Origin of the sequence: Phycicoccus jejuensis, assembly GCF_044797865.1 — a bacterium.
Classification (GTDB): domain Bacteria; phylum Actinomycetota; class Actinomycetes; order Actinomycetales; family Dermatophilaceae; genus Phycicoccus; species Phycicoccus jejuensis.
The window spans coordinates 2,210,447-2,227,308 of sequence record NZ_CP085209.1 but is presented as its reverse complement, the minus strand read 5'-3'; the positions used below and the strand labels follow the sequence as shown (position 1 = coordinate 2,227,308).

The 16,862-nt window shown below is 75.1% G+C and carries 21 protein-coding genes and 1 other RNA gene; 10 read left to right on the top strand and 12 right to left on the bottom strand.

Going from position 1 to position 16,862, the window contains the following annotated elements; all coding sequences use genetic code 11:
- The first annotated feature begins 4 nt into the window (after positions 1 to 4).
- Positions 5 to 880: a 3-methyl-2-oxobutanoate hydroxymethyltransferase gene (gene panB, locus LG324_RS10580; protein WP_030529399.1), complete on the top strand. Its 876-nt coding sequence runs from the start codon at positions 5 to 7 to the stop codon at positions 878 to 880.
- Positions 877 to 1,566, top strand: coding sequence for a bifunctional 2-polyprenyl-6-hydroxyphenol methylase/3-demethylubiquinol 3-O-methyltransferase UbiG (locus LG324_RS10575; RefSeq protein ID WP_245616186.1), 690 nt, complete (start codon positions 877 to 879; stop codon positions 1,564 to 1,566). Before panB ends, LG324_RS10575 begins: the two co-directional genes overlap by 4 nt.
- Before the next feature lie 9 nt (positions 1,567 to 1,575).
- Here LG324_RS10575 and LG324_RS10570 read toward each other — a convergent pair whose 3' ends face one another.
- Entirely contained in the window at positions 1,576 to 1,767 is a 192-nt protein-coding gene (locus LG324_RS10570) for a hypothetical protein (protein WP_030529401.1), read from the bottom strand.
- 44 nt (positions 1,768 to 1,811) lie between these two features.
- Between LG324_RS10570 and map the strand changes: the two genes are divergently transcribed.
- Genes map through LG324_RS10555 form a run of 3 tightly spaced genes read left to right on the top strand, consistent with a single transcriptional unit; the run spans position 1,812 to position 3,929 of the window.
- Positions 1,812 to 2,684 carry a type I methionyl aminopeptidase gene (map, locus tag LG324_RS10565; protein WP_030529402.1) on the top strand — a complete coding sequence of 291 codons (873 nt, stop codon included), beginning with the start codon at positions 1,812 to 1,814 and terminating at the stop codon, positions 2,682 to 2,684.
- On the top strand, positions 2,681 to 3,460 hold the full coding sequence (gene ppgK, locus LG324_RS10560) for a polyphosphate--glucose phosphotransferase (RefSeq protein WP_030529403.1): 780 nt from the start codon (positions 2,681 to 2,683) through the stop codon (positions 3,458 to 3,460). Before map ends, ppgK begins: the two co-directional genes overlap by 4 nt.
- Positions 3,461 to 3,464: 4 nt before the next feature.
- A complete protein-coding gene (locus tag LG324_RS10555) occupies positions 3,465 to 3,929 on the top strand; it encodes an anthrone oxygenase family protein (protein ID WP_404347696.1) in 465 nt (154 codons plus the stop codon).
- A 7-nt stretch (positions 3,930 to 3,936) separates the two neighbouring features.
- Here LG324_RS10555 and LG324_RS10550 read toward each other — a convergent pair whose 3' ends face one another.
- The 4 genes from LG324_RS10550 to LG324_RS10535 form a co-directional block, all read right to left on the bottom strand.
- Positions 3,937 to 4,593, bottom strand: a complete 657-nt coding sequence (locus tag LG324_RS10550) for an MBL fold metallo-hydrolase (RefSeq protein ID WP_404347693.1) — start codon at positions 4,591 to 4,593, stop codon at positions 3,937 to 3,939.
- A gap of 20 nt (positions 4,594 to 4,613) precedes the next feature.
- Entirely contained in the window at positions 4,614 to 5,327 is a 714-nt protein-coding gene (locus LG324_RS10545) for a B12-binding domain-containing protein (RefSeq protein ID WP_404347691.1), read from the bottom strand.
- Positions 5,328 to 5,430: 103 nt separating this feature from the next.
- An RNA gene (gene rnpB / locus LG324_RS10540) (RNase P RNA component class A) lies at positions 5,431 to 5,812 on the bottom strand.
- A 13-nt stretch (positions 5,813 to 5,825) separates the two neighbouring features.
- On the bottom strand, positions 5,826 to 7,277 hold the full coding sequence (locus LG324_RS10535; RefSeq protein WP_404347689.1) for an RNB domain-containing ribonuclease: 1,452 nt from the start codon (positions 7,275 to 7,277) through the stop codon (positions 5,826 to 5,828).
- Positions 7,278 to 7,309: 32 nt separating this feature from the next.
- Here LG324_RS10535 and LG324_RS10530 point away from each other — a divergent pair, with 32 nt between their 5' ends.
- The 3 genes from LG324_RS10530 (at position 7,310) to LG324_RS10520 (ending at position 10,159) form a co-directional block, all read left to right on the top strand.
- Entirely contained in the window at positions 7,310 to 8,056 is a 747-nt protein-coding gene (locus LG324_RS10530) for a YaaA family protein (RefSeq protein ID WP_215513999.1), read from the top strand.
- Positions 8,053 to 9,147 (top strand): SLC13 family permease, encoded by a 1,095-nt coding sequence (locus tag LG324_RS10525; protein ID WP_404347686.1) that lies wholly within the window; start codon positions 8,053 to 8,055, stop codon positions 9,145 to 9,147. The genes LG324_RS10530 and LG324_RS10525 overlap by 4 nt, the downstream gene beginning before the upstream one ends.
- 115 nt (positions 9,148 to 9,262) lie before the next feature.
- Complete coding sequence (locus LG324_RS10520) at positions 9,263 to 10,159, top strand: oxygenase MpaB family protein (protein WP_207024871.1); 897 nt, start codon at positions 9,263 to 9,265, stop codon at positions 10,157 to 10,159.
- Here the strand turns inward: LG324_RS10520 and LG324_RS10515 are convergent.
- From LG324_RS10515 to LG324_RS10505, 3 genes are read right to left on the bottom strand one after another with little or no spacing between them, the layout of a single operon-like run.
- A complete protein-coding gene (locus LG324_RS10515) occupies positions 10,143 to 10,610 on the bottom strand; it encodes an SRPBCC family protein (RefSeq protein WP_404347682.1) in 468 nt (155 codons plus the stop codon). The two genes, LG324_RS10520 and LG324_RS10515, sit on opposite strands and share 17 nt — an antisense overlap.
- 25 nt (positions 10,611 to 10,635) lie before the next feature.
- Positions 10,636 to 11,880, bottom strand: a complete 1,245-nt coding sequence (locus LG324_RS10510) for an O-succinylhomoserine sulfhydrylase (protein WP_404347679.1) — start codon at positions 11,878 to 11,880, stop codon at positions 10,636 to 10,638.
- On the bottom strand, positions 11,877 to 12,290 hold the full coding sequence (locus LG324_RS10505; RefSeq protein WP_404347677.1) for a rhodanese-like domain-containing protein: 414 nt from the start codon (positions 12,288 to 12,290) through the stop codon (positions 11,877 to 11,879). Before LG324_RS10505 ends, LG324_RS10510 begins: the two co-directional genes overlap by 4 nt.
- Positions 12,291 to 12,753: 463 nt before the next feature.
- On the opposite strand from LG324_RS10505, the gene LG324_RS10500 reads away from it, so the two are divergent.
- Positions 12,754 to 13,320 (top strand): GNAT family N-acetyltransferase, encoded by a 567-nt coding sequence (locus tag LG324_RS10500; RefSeq protein WP_030529414.1) that lies wholly within the window; start codon positions 12,754 to 12,756, stop codon positions 13,318 to 13,320.
- Positions 13,321 to 13,344: 24 nt separating this feature from the next.
- Here the strand turns inward: LG324_RS10500 and LG324_RS10495 are convergent, their stop codons facing one another.
- The gene (locus LG324_RS10495; RefSeq protein WP_030529415.1) at positions 13,345 to 13,818 is read right to left on the bottom strand and encodes a GNAT family N-acetyltransferase; all 474 of its coding nucleotides are present in this window, start codon (positions 13,816 to 13,818) and stop codon (positions 13,345 to 13,347) included.
- 51 nt (positions 13,819 to 13,869) lie between these two features.
- Here LG324_RS10495 and LG324_RS10490 point away from each other — a divergent pair, with 51 nt between their 5' ends.
- Positions 13,870 to 14,292 carry a maleylpyruvate isomerase N-terminal domain-containing protein gene (locus tag LG324_RS10490; RefSeq protein ID WP_404347674.1) on the top strand — a complete coding sequence of 141 codons (423 nt, stop codon included), beginning with the start codon at positions 13,870 to 13,872 and terminating at the stop codon, positions 14,290 to 14,292.
- 43 nt (positions 14,293 to 14,335) lie between these two features.
- Here LG324_RS10490 and LG324_RS10485 read toward each other — a convergent pair whose 3' ends face one another.
- From LG324_RS10485 to LG324_RS10475, 3 genes are read right to left on the bottom strand one after another with little or no spacing between them, the layout of a single operon-like run.
- Positions 14,336 to 15,280, bottom strand: coding sequence for a reverse transcriptase-like protein (locus LG324_RS10485; protein ID WP_404347672.1), 945 nt, complete (start codon positions 15,278 to 15,280; stop codon positions 14,336 to 14,338).
- A complete protein-coding gene (locus LG324_RS10480) occupies positions 15,277 to 16,017 on the bottom strand; it encodes a zinc ribbon domain-containing protein (RefSeq protein ID WP_030529418.1) in 741 nt (246 codons plus the stop codon). The genes LG324_RS10485 and LG324_RS10480 overlap by 4 nt, the downstream gene beginning before the upstream one ends.
- On the bottom strand, positions 16,014 to 16,862 hold the full coding sequence (locus tag LG324_RS10475; protein ID WP_030529419.1) for a Nif3-like dinuclear metal center hexameric protein: 849 nt from the start codon (positions 16,860 to 16,862) through the stop codon (positions 16,014 to 16,016). Before LG324_RS10475 ends, LG324_RS10480 begins: the two co-directional genes overlap by 4 nt.

Genomic DNA, 16,862 nt, shown 5'->3' with positions numbered 1-16,862 from the left:
GCCCATGAGCGAGCAGGCCGCGGGCTCCCCCGCACCCGAGTCCACCGCCCCCTACGGCACCGGGGCCCAGGCCGCCCCGCAGCGTCGCGTCCGGGTCCCGCACCTGCTCGCGATGAAGGAGCGCGGCGAGCGCTGGGCGATGCTCACCGCCTACGACATGTACACCGCCGAGATCTTCGACGAGGCCGGCATCCCCGTCCTGCTCGTCGGCGACTCGGCCGGCAACAACGTCTACGGCTTCGAGACGACCGTGCCGGTCACCGTCGACCACCTCGTCCCGCTCGTGCGCGCCGTCACGAGCGCCGCCCGCCGCGCGATGGTCGTCGCCGACCTGCCCTTCGGCAGCTACCAGGCGAGCCCGCAGCAGGCCCTGGCGACGGCGACCCGCTTCATGAAGGAGGGGATGGCGCACGCCGTCAAGCTCGAGGGCGGCGCCGCGATGGTGCCCGAGGTCGAGCTGCTCGTCCGCGCCGGGATCCCGGTCATGGGGCACATCGGCTTCACCCCGCAGAGCGAGCACGTGCTCGGCGGCTACAAGGTGCAGGGGCGCGGGGCGGGGGCCGAGAAGCTCCTCGCCGACGCCCTCGCCCTCGAGGCGGCCGGCTGCTTCGCCGTCGTCATGGAGATGGTCCCGGCGCCGGCCGCGGCCGAGGTCACGAAGGCCCTGCACATCCCGACGATCGGCATCGGCGCCGGGCCGGAGTGCGACGCGCAGGTCCTCGTCTGGCAGGACATGGCCGGGCTGCGCGGCGGGCGGGCGCCCCGCTTCGTCAAGAAGTACGCCGACCTGCGCGGCGAGCTGCTCGGCGCCGCGCGTGCCTACGCCGACGACGTCGCCGGCGGCACGTTCCCCGCCGCCGAGCACTCCTTCGAGTCGTGACCGGGAACCCGGCCACCGGCAGCGAGCGTCCCAGCGCCATGTGGAGCCCGACCCCGCCCCCGCCCCGCCCGGGGCCGCCGACCCGCTGGTCGGCCCACCAGCACGGCCCGGAGGCCGCCCGCGCCTACCGCCAGCGCTTCCTCGACCTCGCGGCGTCCGGCCGCGACCTGCACGGCGAGGCCCGGTTCGTCACCGAGCTCGCGCCGCCGCCCTCCCGGGTCCTCGACGCCGGGTGCGGCTACGGACGGGTCGCGAGCGAGCTGACCCGGCTCGGCCACTACACCGTCGGGGTCGACGCCGACCCCGACCTCGTGGCCCTGGCCGAGGAGGACCACCGGACCCGGTTCGTCGTCGCCGACCTCGCGACGCTCGACCTGCGCACGGAGCAGGAGTTCCACGTCGTCGTCATGGCGGGCAACGTCGTGCCCTTCCTCGCGGACGGCACGCTTCCGGCGGTGCTCGAACGGCTGACCGCGCACCTGGCGCCCGGCGGGCACCTCGTCGCGGGCTTCTCGCTCGCGGGGTCGCTGCCCGACGGCGCCGCGGCGGTCGCGCCCGCCGACTACGACCGGTGGGCCCGCGCGGCCGGGCTCTCGTTCATCGGACGCTTCGCCGGGTGGGACCGCACCCGGTTCACCCCCGACAGCGACTACTCGCTGTCGGTGCACCGCCGCCTCGGCGGCTGAGCCCTCCGCTCAGGACGAGGTGCTCCCGCGCTCGTCCCACTCCTTGTCCTCGGCGTCCCAGCGCTCGGAGTTCTCGCGCGCCTTCTGCAGGGCCCCCTCGGCCGCCTCCCGCGAGTCGTACGGGCCGAGGACGTTCGCGTCCTGGCTGCGGTCCGCGTCGGTCTCGACCTGGCCGGTGTCGACGTTGTACCAGTAGGACATCTCGGGTTCTCCTTCGCCGGGGCGCTCTGCCTAGACTCCAACCTATGCCCCTGACCCACGCCAGCGTGGCGCCCGGTGCGGTGTCCCCGCGTCGCGACGTGCCGGCCGGCATCCCCCGGCCCGAGTACGTCGACCGCCCTGCCCCCCAGCCGTACACCGGGCCGGAGGTCAAGGACGCCGAGACGATCGAGCGGATGCGCGTCGCGGGCCGCATCGCCGCCGACGCCATGGCCGCGGCCGCCGCCGTCATCGCCCCCGGCGTGACGACCGACGAGATCGACCGGGTCGGGCACGAGTACCTCCTCGACCACGGCGCCTACCCATCGACCCTGGGCTACCGCGGCTTCCCCAAGTCGCTGTGCACCTCGGTCAACGAGGTCGTCTGCCACGGCATCCCGGACGACCGCCGGCTCGAGGACGGCGACATCGTCAACATCGACATCACCGCGTTCGTCGGCGGCGTCCACGGCGACACCGACGCCACCTACCTCGTCGGGGAGGTCGACGAGGAGTCACGCCTGCTCGTCGAGCGCACCCACGAGGCGATGATGCGGGGCATCCGCGCCGCCCGCCCGGGGCGCGAGATCAACGTCATCGGCCGGGTCATCGAGTCCTACGCGAAGCGCTTCGGCTACGGCGTGGTCCGCGACTTCACCGGGCACGGCATCGGCACCGCGTTCCACAGCGGGCTCATCGTCCCCCACTACGACGCCGCGCCCTCCTACGACACCGTCATCGAGCCCGGCATGACCTTCACGGTCGAGCCGATGCTCAACCTCGGCACCCACGAGTGGGAGATGTGGGACGACGGGTGGACGGTCGTCACGAAGGACCGCCGACGTTCGGCACAGTTCGAGCACACCGTCCTGGTCACCGAGGACGGTCCCGAGATCCTCACCCTGGGAGACGCAGCATGAGCACCGGACACCCCCTCGGCATCGACGTCGGCGGCAGCGGCATCAAGGGGGCGCCCGTCGACCTCGCGGAGGGCACCTTCGCCCAGAAGCGGCTGCGGATCGACACCCCGGCGGTCTCGACCCCCGAGGCCGTCTGTGATGTCATCGCCCAGGTCGTCGACCACTTCGACGAGGTGCGCAGCGACTCCCCCATCGGCGTGACGATCCCCGGCGTCGTCCAGCACGGCGTCGTCAAGACCGCGGCGAACATCGACAAGTCGTGGATCGGCTGCGAGATCGAGAAGCTGCTCGAGGACCGCCTCCAGCACGACGTCGTCGTCGTCAACGACGCGGACGCCGCGGGCGTGGGCGAGCTCAACTACGGCGCGGCCAAGGGGCACGACGGCCTCGTCGTCCTCACGACCCTCGGCACCGGCATCGGCACGGCGATCTTCAACGAAGGGGTACTGGTGCCGAACTCGGAGCTCGGGCACCTCGAGATCGACGGGCACGACGCCGAGACGCGGGCGGCCAGCTCGGCCAAGACGCGCGAGGACCTCAGCTACCCCGAGTGGGCCGAACGTCTCCAGCGCTACTACCGCGTCCTCGAGGACCTCATCTGGCCCGACCTCATCGTCGTCGGTGGCGGCGTCTCCAAGGACTCCGACGAGTTCCTGCCGCTCCTCGACATCCGCACCCCGATCGTTCCGGCGGTGCTGCGCAACAAGGCCGGCATCATCGGCGCCGCCGTGCTCGCCACCGCGAGCCAGCAGCGGCACGGCCGCCACACCGGCTGACACCGTGGGCGGCGCGACCTGGCTCCTCGTCGTCGCGTCGGTCGCGGTCGCGGCGACCGCCGGGGTGTTCGTCGCCTTCTCGACCTTCGTCATGCGCGCCCTCGGCGACCTGCCGCCGGCGGACGCCGTCCGGGCGATGCAGGCGGTCAACCGGCGCGCCCCGTCGCCGGCGTTCATGGCGCTGCTCGTCGGCTCGACGCTGCTCGCGGTCGCGGGGGCGGTCGGGGCGGTGGTCACGGGAGGCCGCGTCGTCCCGGCCGTCGCCGGTGCGTTCCTGGCCGTGGTGGCGTTCGCCGTGACCGGTGTCGTCAACGTGCCGCTCAACGACCGGCTGGGCGCGACGGACCCGTCGGACGGGGCCCGGGCGTGGCCCGCCTACGCCGGCCCGTGGACCCGCGCCAACCACGCGCGGGCCGGGCTCGGGCTGCTGTCGGCGCTGCTGCTCGCCATGGCCGCCGTCCCGGCCTGAGGCGGGGCTACTCGCCCGCGCGGAACTCGGTCGGGCCGGCGCCGGCGAGGTCGTGGATGCGGGTGTCGGGGCTGCCGAGCTGCTCGGCCTGCCCCAGGTAGAGGGCGCGGCCGCGGGCCCGGAGCAGCCCGTCGTGGACGGGCACCGCGTGGGGAGCCGCGTGCCGGCGCAGGAACGCGGTCATCTCACGGCTGCGCGCCCACGGCGCCTGGAGCGGGAAGGCGAGGACGTCGACCGGGCCGGGGTCGGCGTCGAGCGCGTCGCCGGGGTGGAAGAACGAGGGCTCGCCGTCCGCGTCGAGGCGCACGCCGACGTTGGGGATGCGCGGGATCTCGTCGTGGATGAGGGCATGCACCTCGCCGACGGGCGTGACGGTCACCTCGCCGACCCGCGTCGGGCCGTCCTGCCCCCGTGCCTCGATGCCGGCCCGCGAGAGGACCTCGAGGCTGCCGGGGTCGGCGACGACGAGCGCGCCGGGGTTGGCCGCGAGGAGGGCGGGGACGCGGTCGAGGTCGAGGTGGTCCGGGTGCTGGTGGGTGACGAGCACCGCGTCGAGGTCGCGGACGCCGGTGAGGTCGTCGGCGAAGGTCCCGGGGTCGATGAGCAGACGGGTGCCCGCGCACTCGACGAGGAGGCAGGCGTGACCGAGGTGGGTGATCCGCATGGACCCCACGCTAGGCCGCCTCAGCCCAGCGCGGGCTCCGCGTCGTCGTCGCGTCGGGAGCCGTTCGCCACGGCGGGGTCGGCAACCTCCGCGGTGTCGTGGCGCGGGACGCGGGCGTCGACGACGTCGGCCGCCGCGACGAGGTCGTCGGGCAGCACGGTGAGCTCGGGCGGGCAGCTGGTGAGCGCCTTGGCGCCCTCGCCGGCGACGAAGAGCGGCAGCGAGCGCCCGAGGCGCACGAGCGAGGGCATCCGGGCGTCGAAGGCGGTGCGCCGCACCCCGGCGAGGACGACGGCGTCGGCGCGCAGGAAGCGCGCGGCCTCGCCGATCGCGGTCATCGGGGAGTTGGCGCCGAGGCTCACGACGCGCCACCAGCGGGCGTGCAGCATCGCGCCGAACAGCTCGAGCGGCAGGTCGTGCAGCTCGCGCGGGGGGCAGGCCAGGACGACGGTGCGCGCCTGCGGGCCCGAGACCGGCAACCGCAGCTCGCCGAGGACGCCGCGGAACGCGCTGGAGACGAAGTGCTCGTGGACGACCCCGAGGCGTCCCGACTCCCAGTCGTCGCCGACCTCCTTGAGCACCGGCATGATGACGCCGGTCACCGTGTCGTCGACCCCCGAGACGAGCAGCGCGTCGAGGAGCACGTCGCGGACCGCCCCACCGTCGAGCTCGCGGGTGGCGGCCATGACGCGCTCACGCGCGAGACCGAGGTCGATCGCCGGGTCACCGGGCACCGGAACGCCTGCTTTCTGTCGGGAACCCGAAGAGCCTAACCTTCGACAAGCGCCGATCCTGCATCGCGGGTCGGGGAAAACGCGCTGGTCACGGGTGCGCCGGGGGACGAGCCGGGCTGTAGGCCGGGTTCTGTGCCGTGCGCCGTCGCCGGCCGCACGGTGACGGTCATCCATCTCGGGTGGCCGTTGCCGACCACCTCCAGCGCCCTACCCGGATGCTCGGGCGGGCCGCCCTCGAACGCATCCTGTCTGGGCTTGCTCCGGATGGGGTTTACCGAGCCGACCTGGTCACCCAGGCCGCTGGTGGTCTCTTACACCACCGTTTCACCCTTGCCCCGCTCGCTCGCGCGACCGGGGCGGTCTGTTCTCTGTGGCACTGTCCCGCGGGTCACCCCGGGTGGCTGTTGGCCACCATCCTGCCCTTCGGAGCCCGGACCTTCCTCGGCGGTGGGTCTCCCCACCGACGCGACCGTCCGCCCGGCTCGTCCGCGGTGGAGTCTAGCGGTCGTGGACGAAGGTGACGCGCCCCGCCGCGACGTCGGCCGCCTCGAGCCGCACCGGCACGGTCGACCCGAGGGCGGCGCGGTCACCGGTGACCTTCGCGAGGACGGGGAGGTCGACGAGCTGCACCTCCATCCCCTTCTCGAGGTGGTCGACGACGACGGCGTCGAACCGCTCGCCGACCCGGCCGGCGAGCACGGCGGCCTCGGTGGCGTCGGCGCAGGCGCGCTCGGCCGCCCGCGCGGTGCGGTCGGAGGCGGTCATCAGGCCCGGGACCTCCGGCAGGGCCGCCCGGATCTCCGCCGGCACCTCGGCGCCGCGGCAGAGGGCCTCGCACACGACGAGCCCGAAGCGGTCGACGAGCCGGCGCAGCGGCGCCGTGACGTGCGCGTACGGCGCGGCGACGGCGGCGTGCTCGCGCTCGGCCGGGGGCTCGCCGTCGAAGGCGGTGTACGACGCCCCGCGGAAGAGCGAGGTCGCCTCGTGGATGAGCGCGAGGTGGTGCGGGTCGGTGCGGTCCAGACCGCGCACGAGGTCGCCGTAGGGCATCCCCTCCGGCCACTCGACCCGCAGCGCGCGGGCGGCGCGGCGGAAGCGGGCCACCGCGTCCTCGGTCGGCGCCGGCATGGTCCGCAGGACGCCCACGCCGCCCTCGAGCATCATCGAGGCGGCGGCCATGCCGGTCAGGAGGCTCAGCTGGGCGTTCCACTCCTCGGAGGCGACCGGCGGCCGGAACTCGAGCGTGAAGCCGCCGTCGGGTCGCTCGCTCACCTGCTGCTCGGGCATCGGGAGGCTGGCGCCCCCGCGCGCCTGCTCCTGGGCGATGCGCCGCTCCCCCACCTCCCGCAGGAGGACGAGCACCTCGTCGGCGGTGCCGGCGTCGACGTCGGCCTGCACGCCGGCGTAGTCGAGGCGGGCGCGGCTGCGGACCGTCGCCCGGTGCACCTCGGCGTCCGTCAGCACGCCCTCGCCGTCGAGGCGCAGGTCCCAGACGAAGGCCGGGCGGGTCTCGCCGGGCAGCAGGCTGGCGGCCGCCTCGGACAGCACCGGCGGGTGGAGTGGCACGCGCTCGTCGGGGCAGTAGACGGTCTGGCCCCGCTCGCGCGTCACCCGGTCCAGGGCGCCGCCCGGGCGGACGAAGAGCGGGACGTCGGCGATGGCGTAGCGCACCCGGTGCCCCGCGCCGTCGCGCTCGATGTGCAGCGCCTGGTCGAGGTCCATCGACCCGGGCGGGTCGAGCGTCACGTAGGGCACGTCGGTCTCGTCGGGGTGCCCGTCGCGGGGCTGCTCGGCGGCCACGCGCTCGGCCTCCGCGAGGGCGTCGGCGGGGTAGGGCGCGTCGAGGCCGAGCTCGGCGCGGACGGCGGCGAACCGGTCCCGGAGGGCCTGCTCGACGGTGCGCGGGGTGTCGGCGTCGGTCGGCCGCAGCGCGACCCTGGGATGCGGCATGGCAGCCAACCTAACCTCCGTAGGCTGTGCCGGTGCTCATCCTGCTCCCGCCGTCGGAGTCGAAGTGGAACCGTCCCCGCGGTGGCCCGGCCGACCCCGGCACCTGGTCCTTCCCCGACCTCGCCCCGGCCCGCGCCGCCGTCGCCCGCGACCTCGCCGCGGTGAGCGCCTCGCCCGACGCGGCGGCGGCGCTCGGCGTCTCGGAGGGCCTGCTCGACGAGGTCGCCCGCAACCTCGCGCTCGACCGGCTGCCCGCGACCCCGGCCGCACAGGTCTACACGGGCGTGCTCTACGACGCCCTCGACCTCGCCTCGCTCGACACCGCGGCGCGCCGGCGGGCCAACCGCTGGCTCGTCGTCGTCTCGGCGCTGCACGGCGCCGTCCGCCCGACCGACCGGATCACCGCCTACCGCCTCTCGATGGGCGTGACGCTGCCCGAGGTCGGTGCGCTGGCGTCGCACTGGCGGCCGGCGCTCGACGGGCCGCTGACCGAGGCCGCCGGACGCGGCGCGGTCGTCGACTGCCGCTCGGCCGCGTACGCCGCCGCGTGGCGTCCCGGCCCCGGGGTCGCCGAGCGCTGGGTGCAGGTGCGCGTCCCGGGGGCCAGCCACATGGCCAAGCACACCCGCGGGCTCGTCGCACGCCACCTGTGCGTCGAGGGCGTCGCGGCCCGCTCCGTGCCGGCGGTCGCCGAGGTCGTGGCGCGGGCCTTCGACACCGAGCTGCACGAGCCGGCCCGGCGCGGTGCGCCCTGGGTGCTCGACGTCGTCGCCCCGTGACCGGCGCAGAGGCGCTCGACCTCGCCGGCCGCCTCGGCCCGGTCGTCGTCTTCCTCCTCGCGATCACCGTCACCGCCGAGCTCGCCGAGCGGGCCGGCGTCTTCGACGTCGCCGGCCACGCCGTGGCGCGGATGGGCGGGGGCCGACGCTGGGTGCTCTGGGTCCTCTTCTCGGTCTTCGCCGTCGGCGCGACGATCGTCCTCTCGCTCGACACGACGGCCGTCCTGCTGACCCCGGTCGGGCTCGCCATCGCCGCACAGGTCGGCCTCGACCCGCGGCTGCTCGCCGTGACGACCCTCTGGATCGCCAACACCGGGTCGCTCCTCCTGCCCGTCTCGAACCTCACCAACCTCCTGGCGCTGCACACCCTCGGCCGGGCCGGGCTGGGGCACACCGACTTCGTCAAGGCGTCGTGGGCACCGGCGATCGTCGCCGTGGTCGTGACACTCCTCCTCGTCGCGCTGCTGCACCGGCGCAGCCTGCGCGGCTCCTACGACGTCGCTCCCCCGGCGGAGCCGCACGACGTCGTGCTCCTGCGCGCCGCCGCGGTCGTCTGCGTCGTCCTCGGGCCGCTGTTCGCCCTCGGGGCCCCGCCGTGGCTCGTGTCGCTCGTCGCCGCCGCGGTGCTGCTCGCCACGACCTGGTGGCGCGGACGGTCCCTCCTGCGGGGCCTGCCGGTGCCGTGGCTGATGGCCGCCGGCTTCGTCGCCATCTCGGTCGTCGTCGAGGTCCTCCAGCAGCGGGGCCTCTCCGACCTCGTGACGGGGGCGCTCCCGGCGGGGACGGGGGCCAGGGCGCTGCTCGCCCTCGCCGGCGCCGGGGCCGGGCTGTCGAACGTCGTCAACAACCTGCCGGCCTACCTTGCGCTGGAGCCGGCCGCGGCCGGGTCGGTCGAGCGGCTCGTCGCCCTGCTCGTCGGGACGAACGCCGGCCCGCTCGTCACGCCGTGGGCCTCGCTCGCCACCCTGCTGTGGATCCAGCGCTGCCGGGCGCGCGACGTGGTCATCCCGTGGCGGTGGCTCGTGCCCGCCGGGCTGGCCTGCGCGGTGCTCGTCGTCGTCAGCGCGACCCTGTCGCTCACCCTCGTCTGAGCCGACCGCCCACCGGTCCGACCTTCGACAGCCGGAAGCCGGAGGGTGCCGTCGCCCGTTGGGTGGGTAGGAAGGAAGCCCCGGGCGACGTGTCGCCCCTGACGGACGGAGGACGATGAGCGTCGTCGACGACATCGGCAGGCAGGCGCAGCGCCGCCTCGGCAACGCCCTGCGGGCCCGCGTGGCCGGTGACGACGCGTCGGAGCGCGCGGCCGTCATCTGGGGGCGTGTCGGGGAGCGCCGCTTCACCCCGGACGACCCGGTGTGGCGTGTTCACGCGGACGCCGCGATGTTCCCCGGCGGCGTGGGGGCCCTGCTCCTGCAGTCCCTGCACCCGTCGGCGATGGCCGGCGTCGCGGGGCACAGCGGCTACCGCAGCGACCCGTGGGGGCGCCTGCAGCGCACGTCCCACTTCCTCGCGACGACGACGTTCGGGACGGTCGAGGACGCCGACGAGGCGATCGCCCGCGTCCGGTCCATCCACGAGCGCGTGCGCGGCAAGGACGAGGACGGCGTGCCCTACCGTGCCTCCGACCCGGACCTGCTGTCGTGGGTGCACGTCGCCGAGGCGTGGAGCTTCCTCACGGCCTACCAGCGCTACGCGTCGACGCCGCTCGACCCCGACGAGGCCGACGCCTACGTCGAGCAGTCGGCCGTCGTCGCACGCCTGCTGGGCGCCGACGCCGTGCCGACCGACGTCGCGGGGCTGCACGCCGCGCTCGAGGCGTACCGGCCGGTCCTGCGCGCCACGGACGCCGCGCGCGACGCCGCCCGGTTCCTGCTCCTCGACCCCCCGCTGCCCTGGACGCAGCGCGCCGGCTACGGGCTGCTGGCCTCGGGCGGGGTCGCCATCCTCCCGGACTGGGCGCGGCGCGAGCTGCGGCTGCCGGTGCACGGGCCGGTGCGCGGGGCCGCCGGCGTGCTCGGCCTCGTCGGCACCAAGGCGGTGCGGTGGGCGATGGCCGGCGTCGCCGAGGAGCGACAGGTGGAGGGGCTCAGCCCGTCGTCGTGACGAGCGCCTCGATGCGCTCGAGGGTGGCCGCCATGTTCTTGCGGGTCATCCCCTCCATCCGGCGCACGAACGGCTTGCTCACCGCCGCCTCCTCGGAGATGTCCCAGGACTCGGTGACGAGGGTGCCGCCCTCGACCGGCTCGAGGTCGTAGCGCCAGATGCGGCCGCCGACGAACTTGCCGACGGGACCGGAGGCGGTCGTCTGCCACGCGATGCGCCGGTTCTCCTCGAGCTCGATGATGGTGTTGAGGGTCGAGTACGCGAGCCCGATCTTCATGTCCATCCCGAAGCGGTCGCCGAGGGCGAGCCGCCGGCCGCCGCTGCGGGCACCCTGCACGGAGCCGCCGCCGTCGATGCGCGCGTGGCCGGCCGGGTCGTCGAGCAGCGCGAAGATCGGCTCGGGGTCGGACGGGATGAGTCGCTGCACGGAGACGACGTCGCGGGAGGTCATGCGCGCGACGCTAACAGCCTGTGGGTCACCGACGGTGGGTGGCCTCCGCGGCGGCCAGGGCCCGGTCGAGGTCCTCGACGAGGTCGTCCGGGTCCTCCAGCCCGAGGGAGACGCGGACGGTGCCGTCGGTGATCCCGACGGCCGCACGGTCCTCGGGCGAGAGGCGGCGGTGGGTCGTCGTCGCGGGGTGCGTCGTCAGGGACTTGGCGTCGCCGAGGTTGTTGCTGATGTCGACCAGCCGCAGCGCGTCGAGCAGCGCGAACGCCGCGTCCTTGCCCCCCTCGACCTCGAAGGTCACGACGGTGCCGGCGCCGCCCTCGAGCTGGCGCAGGGCGAGCTCGTGCTGGGGGTGGCTCGGCAGGTGCGGGTAGACGACCCGGACGAGGCCGCGCCCCTCCTCCCGCCACTGCTCGAGGGTCTCGGCGACGCGCAGCGCCGTGGCCGCCATCGCGCGGACCCGCAGGTCGAGGGTCTCGAGGCCCTTGGTCATCACCCAAGCGTTGAACGGCGACAGCGACGGGCCGGTGTGCCGCATGAGGTTCTTGACCGGGCCCTCGATGAACTCCCTCGGCCCGAGGATCGCCCCGCCGAGCGCGCGGCCCTGGCCGTCGATGTGCTTGGTGGCCGAGTACACGACGACGTCGGCGCCGTGGGCCAGCGGGTGGCTGAACACCGGTGTGCCGAAGACGTTGTCGACGACGACGGTGGCCCCGGCGGCGTGGGCCAGCTCGGAGACGGCGGCGACGTCGACGAGCTCCTGCATGGGGTTGCTGGGGGTCTCGAAGAAGACGGCGGTGGTGGGGACGGCGAGCGCCTCGCGCCACTGGTCGAGGTCGGTGCCGTCGACGAAGACGGTCTCGACCCCCCAGCGCGGGAGGATCTCGTCGACGATGACGAAGCAGGACCCGAAGAGGGCGCGCGAGGCGACGACGCGGTCACCGGCCCCGCAGAGGGCGGCCATCGCCGTGAAGACGGCCGACATCCCCGAGGCGGTGGCGAAGCAGGCCTCGGCGCCCTCGAGGAGGCGCATCCGCTCCTCGAAGGTCGAGACGGTGGGGTTGCCGTACCGGCTGTAGATGTAGTGCTCGATCTCGTCCTTGAAGGCCGCCTCGGCCTGCGCCGCGGACTCGTAGACGAAGCCGGAGGTGAGGTACAGCGCCTCCGCGGTCTCGTCGAAACCGCTGCGCTGCAGGCCGCCCCGGACCGCGAGGGTCCGCGGGCGCAGCGTCGGCGCGGGGTGGGGGTCGGTGTGCGAGTCGCGAGCCGTCACCGCTGGCTCCACGGCAGGCCGTCGACCTTCCAGCCCGAGACGTGGCGGTGGCCGGCGTGGTCGACCGGGCCCTCGAAGCCCTCCAGGACGTTGTAGGCGGGGCCGAGGCCGGCGGCGGTGGCGGCGTTCGCCGCGGCGACCGAGCGGACGCCCGAGCGGCAGAGGAAGTAGACGGGGCGACCGGGCGTGACGCCGGCGGCGCGCAGGTCGTCCACGAAGGAGTCGTTGACGGCGCCGCCGGGGAAGCGGCTCCACTCGACGAAGACGACGTCCTTGCCGGCGCCGGCGAGGTCCGGAACACCGACGAAGGACCACTCGGCGCTCGTGCGGACGTCGACGAGCACGGCGTCGTCGGGGCCCGTCACGGCGGCGTAGGCCTCGGGCGGGGTCACGTCTCCTGCGTACGTCATGCCCACGAGGGTAGGACGGTCGCTGCCGGGCCTGCACGACGTCTCAGCCCCGCCGGGTCGAGGTGAAACCCGACCACCCCAAGGTCCACCATCACCTCGACTCGCCGGCTCCGCTGCCGATTCGAGGTGAAACCCGACCACCCCAGGGTCGAACATCACCTCCACCCGCCGACTCCGCTGCCGATTCGAGGTGAAACCCGACCACCCCAGGGTCGACCATCACCTCCACCCGCCGGCTCCCCCGGCAGCACGGGGGTCCTGCGGCCGCTGCCGGTTGCTCCACCCCTCGAAGCAACCGGGACGAGCGGTCCGACCGCTCATCATGACTGCGTCAGGGGGTGACGCGAACAACAGCGGGCCGCGCTCCTCTCCGTCCTCGGGCCGGCGCGGCAGGGACCCGGGCGTCGCACGGCGCCGAGAACCCGCTTGATCGCCCGACCGTCCGGCGGGGAGGCTGACGGGCATGGCCCCTGCGACGCCGTTCAGCGAGAAGCCCACCCTCCGCGGCGAGCTCGTGACGCTCCGGCCGGTCACGGGGGATGACGCCGCTCTCCTCGACGCCGTCGTCCGCGACGACCCGGAGGTCGCCGAGCTCACCGGCTCCGTCCACCGCACGGGCGACTCGCCGCCGCCGATCGACCCCGCCCGGCTCCGCGCGATCTACGAGTCCTGGGCCGTCGCCGACGACCGGCTCGTCCTCGCCGTCGTCGACAACACCACGGCCGCCGTCGTCGGCGAGGTCGTCCTCAACGACTGGGACCCCGCCAACCGCTCGTGCGGCTTCCGGACCTTCGTCGGTCGCGCCGGACGCGGGCGTGGCCTCGGCACCGAGGCCACGCGGCTCGTCGTCGAGCACGGCCTGCGCACGATGGGCCTGCACCGCATCACGCTCGAGGTGTACGCCTTCAACCCGCGCGCCCGCCACGTCTACGAGAAGGTCGGCTTCGTCCACGAGGGGACCGGCCGCGACGCCCTGCGCTTCGACGACGGGTGGGTCGACGTGCACCTCATGGCGATCCTCGGCGGCTGAGGCGCCGTCCGCCCGGGCGGGGGCTCACCGCAGCGGCAGCTCGAAACGCCGCAGGACGGGGTGCGGCGGGAAGAGCGACCACGACACCTCGTCGGTCGCCACCCATCCCCGCCGCTCGTAGAACCGGATGGCGCGCCGGTTCTCCTCGAACACCCGCAGCCACGCCACCGCGTGCCCGTCGCGGGCGATCGCCGCGACGACCTCGTCGTGCAGCCGGGCCGCGAGCCCGCTCCCCCACGTCGGGCGCGCCGTCCCGAGGTGGAACAGCTCCGCCCCGCGCACCGCCGCGAACCCGACGAGCTCGCCGTCCTCGACCGCCGCGAACGACCGGATGCCCGGGTCCGCCAGCTCGTGCACCCAGCGCGAGCGCACCTCGGCCGCCGGGAAGGGGTGGGTCTCCTGCGGGAAGATGTGACCGAGCGCGGCGACCGCCCCCGCCTCCTGGAGCGGCAGCAGGGCGTCGAGGTCGTCCGGGGTCAGCGGTCGGGTCAGCGGCATCGGCGCGACCGTACCCGCCCGCACCGGCCCGGCCGGTGCGAGGGTGGTCGGGTGCCCCCGCTGACCGTCGACCACGCCGAAGGTCTCGCCGCGTTCCGTGCGTCCGTCGTCGCCGTCGCCGACGCCGTCCGCGACCTCCCGGAGCCCGCGCTCTTCGAGCCCTCGCGCTGCGCGGGATGGACCCGGTTCGACGTCGTGGCCCACGTGCTCGCCGGATGGGAGGAGCTGCTCGGCGGTCTCGCGCGGCGGACGGCGGGCCCCGCCACCGTCGATGCCGCGAGCTACTGGGCGGCCTACGCCGAGGCCGGCTCGGGCGACGACCCCGTGCTCGTGCTCATGGACCAGCGGCGGTGGACCGACGCCCACCGCCGGCCCTCGGCAGCCGTCGCCCGGCTCCTCGACGTCGCCGACCGCGTGCTCGCCGCGTCGGACGCCCTGCCCGACGGGCACCACGGCCCCGACGCGCTGGGCTGAGGCCCCGGCCGGCACGTCGTCGGCCGCACCGGCCGGCGACTCCTCAGGTGCGGTTGGTGAAGGCCACCGAGACGTCGCCGTCGGTCCAGACCTCGACCCCGGTGAGCGACCCCGGCGCCGCCGCGAGCCGGTCGTGGCGCTCGGCCGGCATCCCGAGGACGTGCCCCAGGGCCGCCTGCACGACGGCGGCCGGGCAGACGACGACCGTCGTGCCGCCACGGGAGACGACCCGCTCCCAGGCCATCGGAGCAGCGGCGGCCGAGGCCCAGGCCGCGTCCACGACCGCGTCGACGCCGAGCGCGTCACCGACCTCGGCGGCCGTCTCGGTCGAGGCCTCGGTGCCCGCCTCGAGCAGGCACCGGGGCGCGCCGCCCAGCAGGCGCTCGACGGACCGCGCGGCCTGCTGCGCCGCGCTCCCCTCCGCCTCGGTCACGAGCACGACCCGCACCGGCGTGCCGTCGCGGCGCGGGACCGGCGCGCACGCCGCCCCGCCCGACGCCTCGTCGTCACCACCGGCAGCGTCGGCCTCACCCGACGACGCCCCGCCCTCGTGGTCGCGATGGACGGTGAGGCCGTCCATGCCGTCGTTCGAGAGGGCGTCGGCGTCCTTGTTCTCGGCGCGTGGGATCCACTCGTAGCGCACCGTGCCGCCCGCGGCCCTGATGGCCTCGACGACGTCGCGGGCCTCGAGCGCCAGCCGGCGCATGTCCTCGTGCTTGATCTTCCAGCGCCCGGCCATCTGCTCGACGACGAGCTTGGAGTCCATCCGGACGAGCACGACCGCCCCGGGGTCGATCGCGTGCGCCGCGGTGAGCCCCGCGATGAGGCCGCGGTACTCGGCGACGTTGTTCGACGCCTTGCCCAGCGGCTCCGCACGCTCGGCGAGCAGCGCGCCGGTCTCGGTGTCGCGCACCAGCGCCCCGTACCCGGCGACGCCCGGGTTGCCGCGCGACCCGCCGTCGGCCTCGACGGTGAGCCGGCGGCTCACAGGCCGGACTCGGGCGTGCGCACGAGGATCCGGTTGCACTCCTCGCAGCGCAGCACCTCGTCCTCGTCGGCCGAGCGCAGGCGCTGGATCTCGACGGGGTTGAGCTCGAGCCGGCAGCCGCCGCAACGGCGCTGGTGCAGCGCTGCCGCGCCGGTCCCGCCGGAGCTCTTGCGGATCTTCTCGTAGAGCGCGACGAGGTCCTCCCCGACCTCGGCGGCGACGGTGTCGCGCGGGGCGGCCACGTGGCCGGCCTCGTCGTCGAGGCGCGCGGTCTCACGGTCGCGGGCGGTCTCGAGCGCGGTGATGCGGGCGGTCAGCTCGCCCATCCCGCGCTCGAGCTCGGCGACGTCGTGCTCGGCGGCCTCGGCGCGCTCCATCACCTCGAGCTCGACCTCCTCGAGCTCGCCCTGGCGACGCGCGAGCGAGACGATCTCGTGCTGCAGCGCCTGGAGGTCCTTGGCCGTGCCGGTGCCCGAGTCGAGCCGGGCCTGGTCGCGCGCCGCACGGTCGCGGACCAGCTGGACGTCGGCCTCGGCCTTGGCGACCTCGCGCTGGACGTCGCCGAGCTCGGTGCGCGAGCGGACGAGCTGGTCCTCGAGGAGGCGCGCCTTGCCGGCGAGGTCCTCGAGCTCCGCGAGCTGCGGAAGGGTCCGGCGGGCGTGCGCCAGCTGGTCCAGCCGCGTGTCGATGGCCTGGAGGTCGAGCAGCCGCTGCTGACGGGACGAGTCGGCTCTCACGGGGTACCTCCAAGGTCGGCACCGACGAGGAAGGTCCACGGGTCGGTGCGCACTGTGCTGATGTGGGTCTCCACCCTAGTCACGTCGTCGCCGAGGGCCGCACCCAGCGCCTGCTGCGCACGGGCCAGCCACAGCCACTCGCTCGCCCAGTGCCCGGCGTCGACGAGGTACGGGGTGCCGCCGCGCGCCTCCTCGCGGGCCTCGAGCGCCGGGTGGTGGCGCAGGTCGGCCGTCACGTACACGTCGGCGCCGCTGGCCCGGACCTCGTCGAACAGGTCGTCCCCCGCCCCGCCGAGCAGCGCCACGCGGCGCACCGGGGCGTCCGGCGGACCGGAGACCCGGACCCCGCCGGCGGTCGGCGGCAGGTGCCGCGCCAGCCCCTCGACGAACGCGCGCAGCGGCAGCGCCGACGGCAGGTCGCCGACGCGGCCGAGCGCCTGGCCCTCGACGACGGCCAGCGGCTCGGTCGCGGCCAGCCCGCACGCGTCGGCGAGCGCCTCGCAGACGCCCTCGTCGGCGACGTCGGCGTTCGTGTGGGCGACGTACAGCGCGACGTCCCCGACGACGAGGCCGGTCACCGTCGCGCCCTTGGCCGAGGTCGTGGCCACGGAGTGGACGCCGCGCAGCAGCAGCGGGTGGTGGGTGAGCAGCAGGTCGGCCCCGAGCGAGCGGGCCTCCTCGACGACCTCGAGCGTCGGGTCGACCGCGAGGAGGACGCGGCGAACGGGCTGGTCGGGGTCGCCGGTCACGAGACCGACCCGGTCCCACGACTGCGCGGTGGCCGGCGGGTAGAGGCGCTCGAGCACCTCGAGCACCTCGCGGAGGGTCAGGGCGTCGTCGCTCAT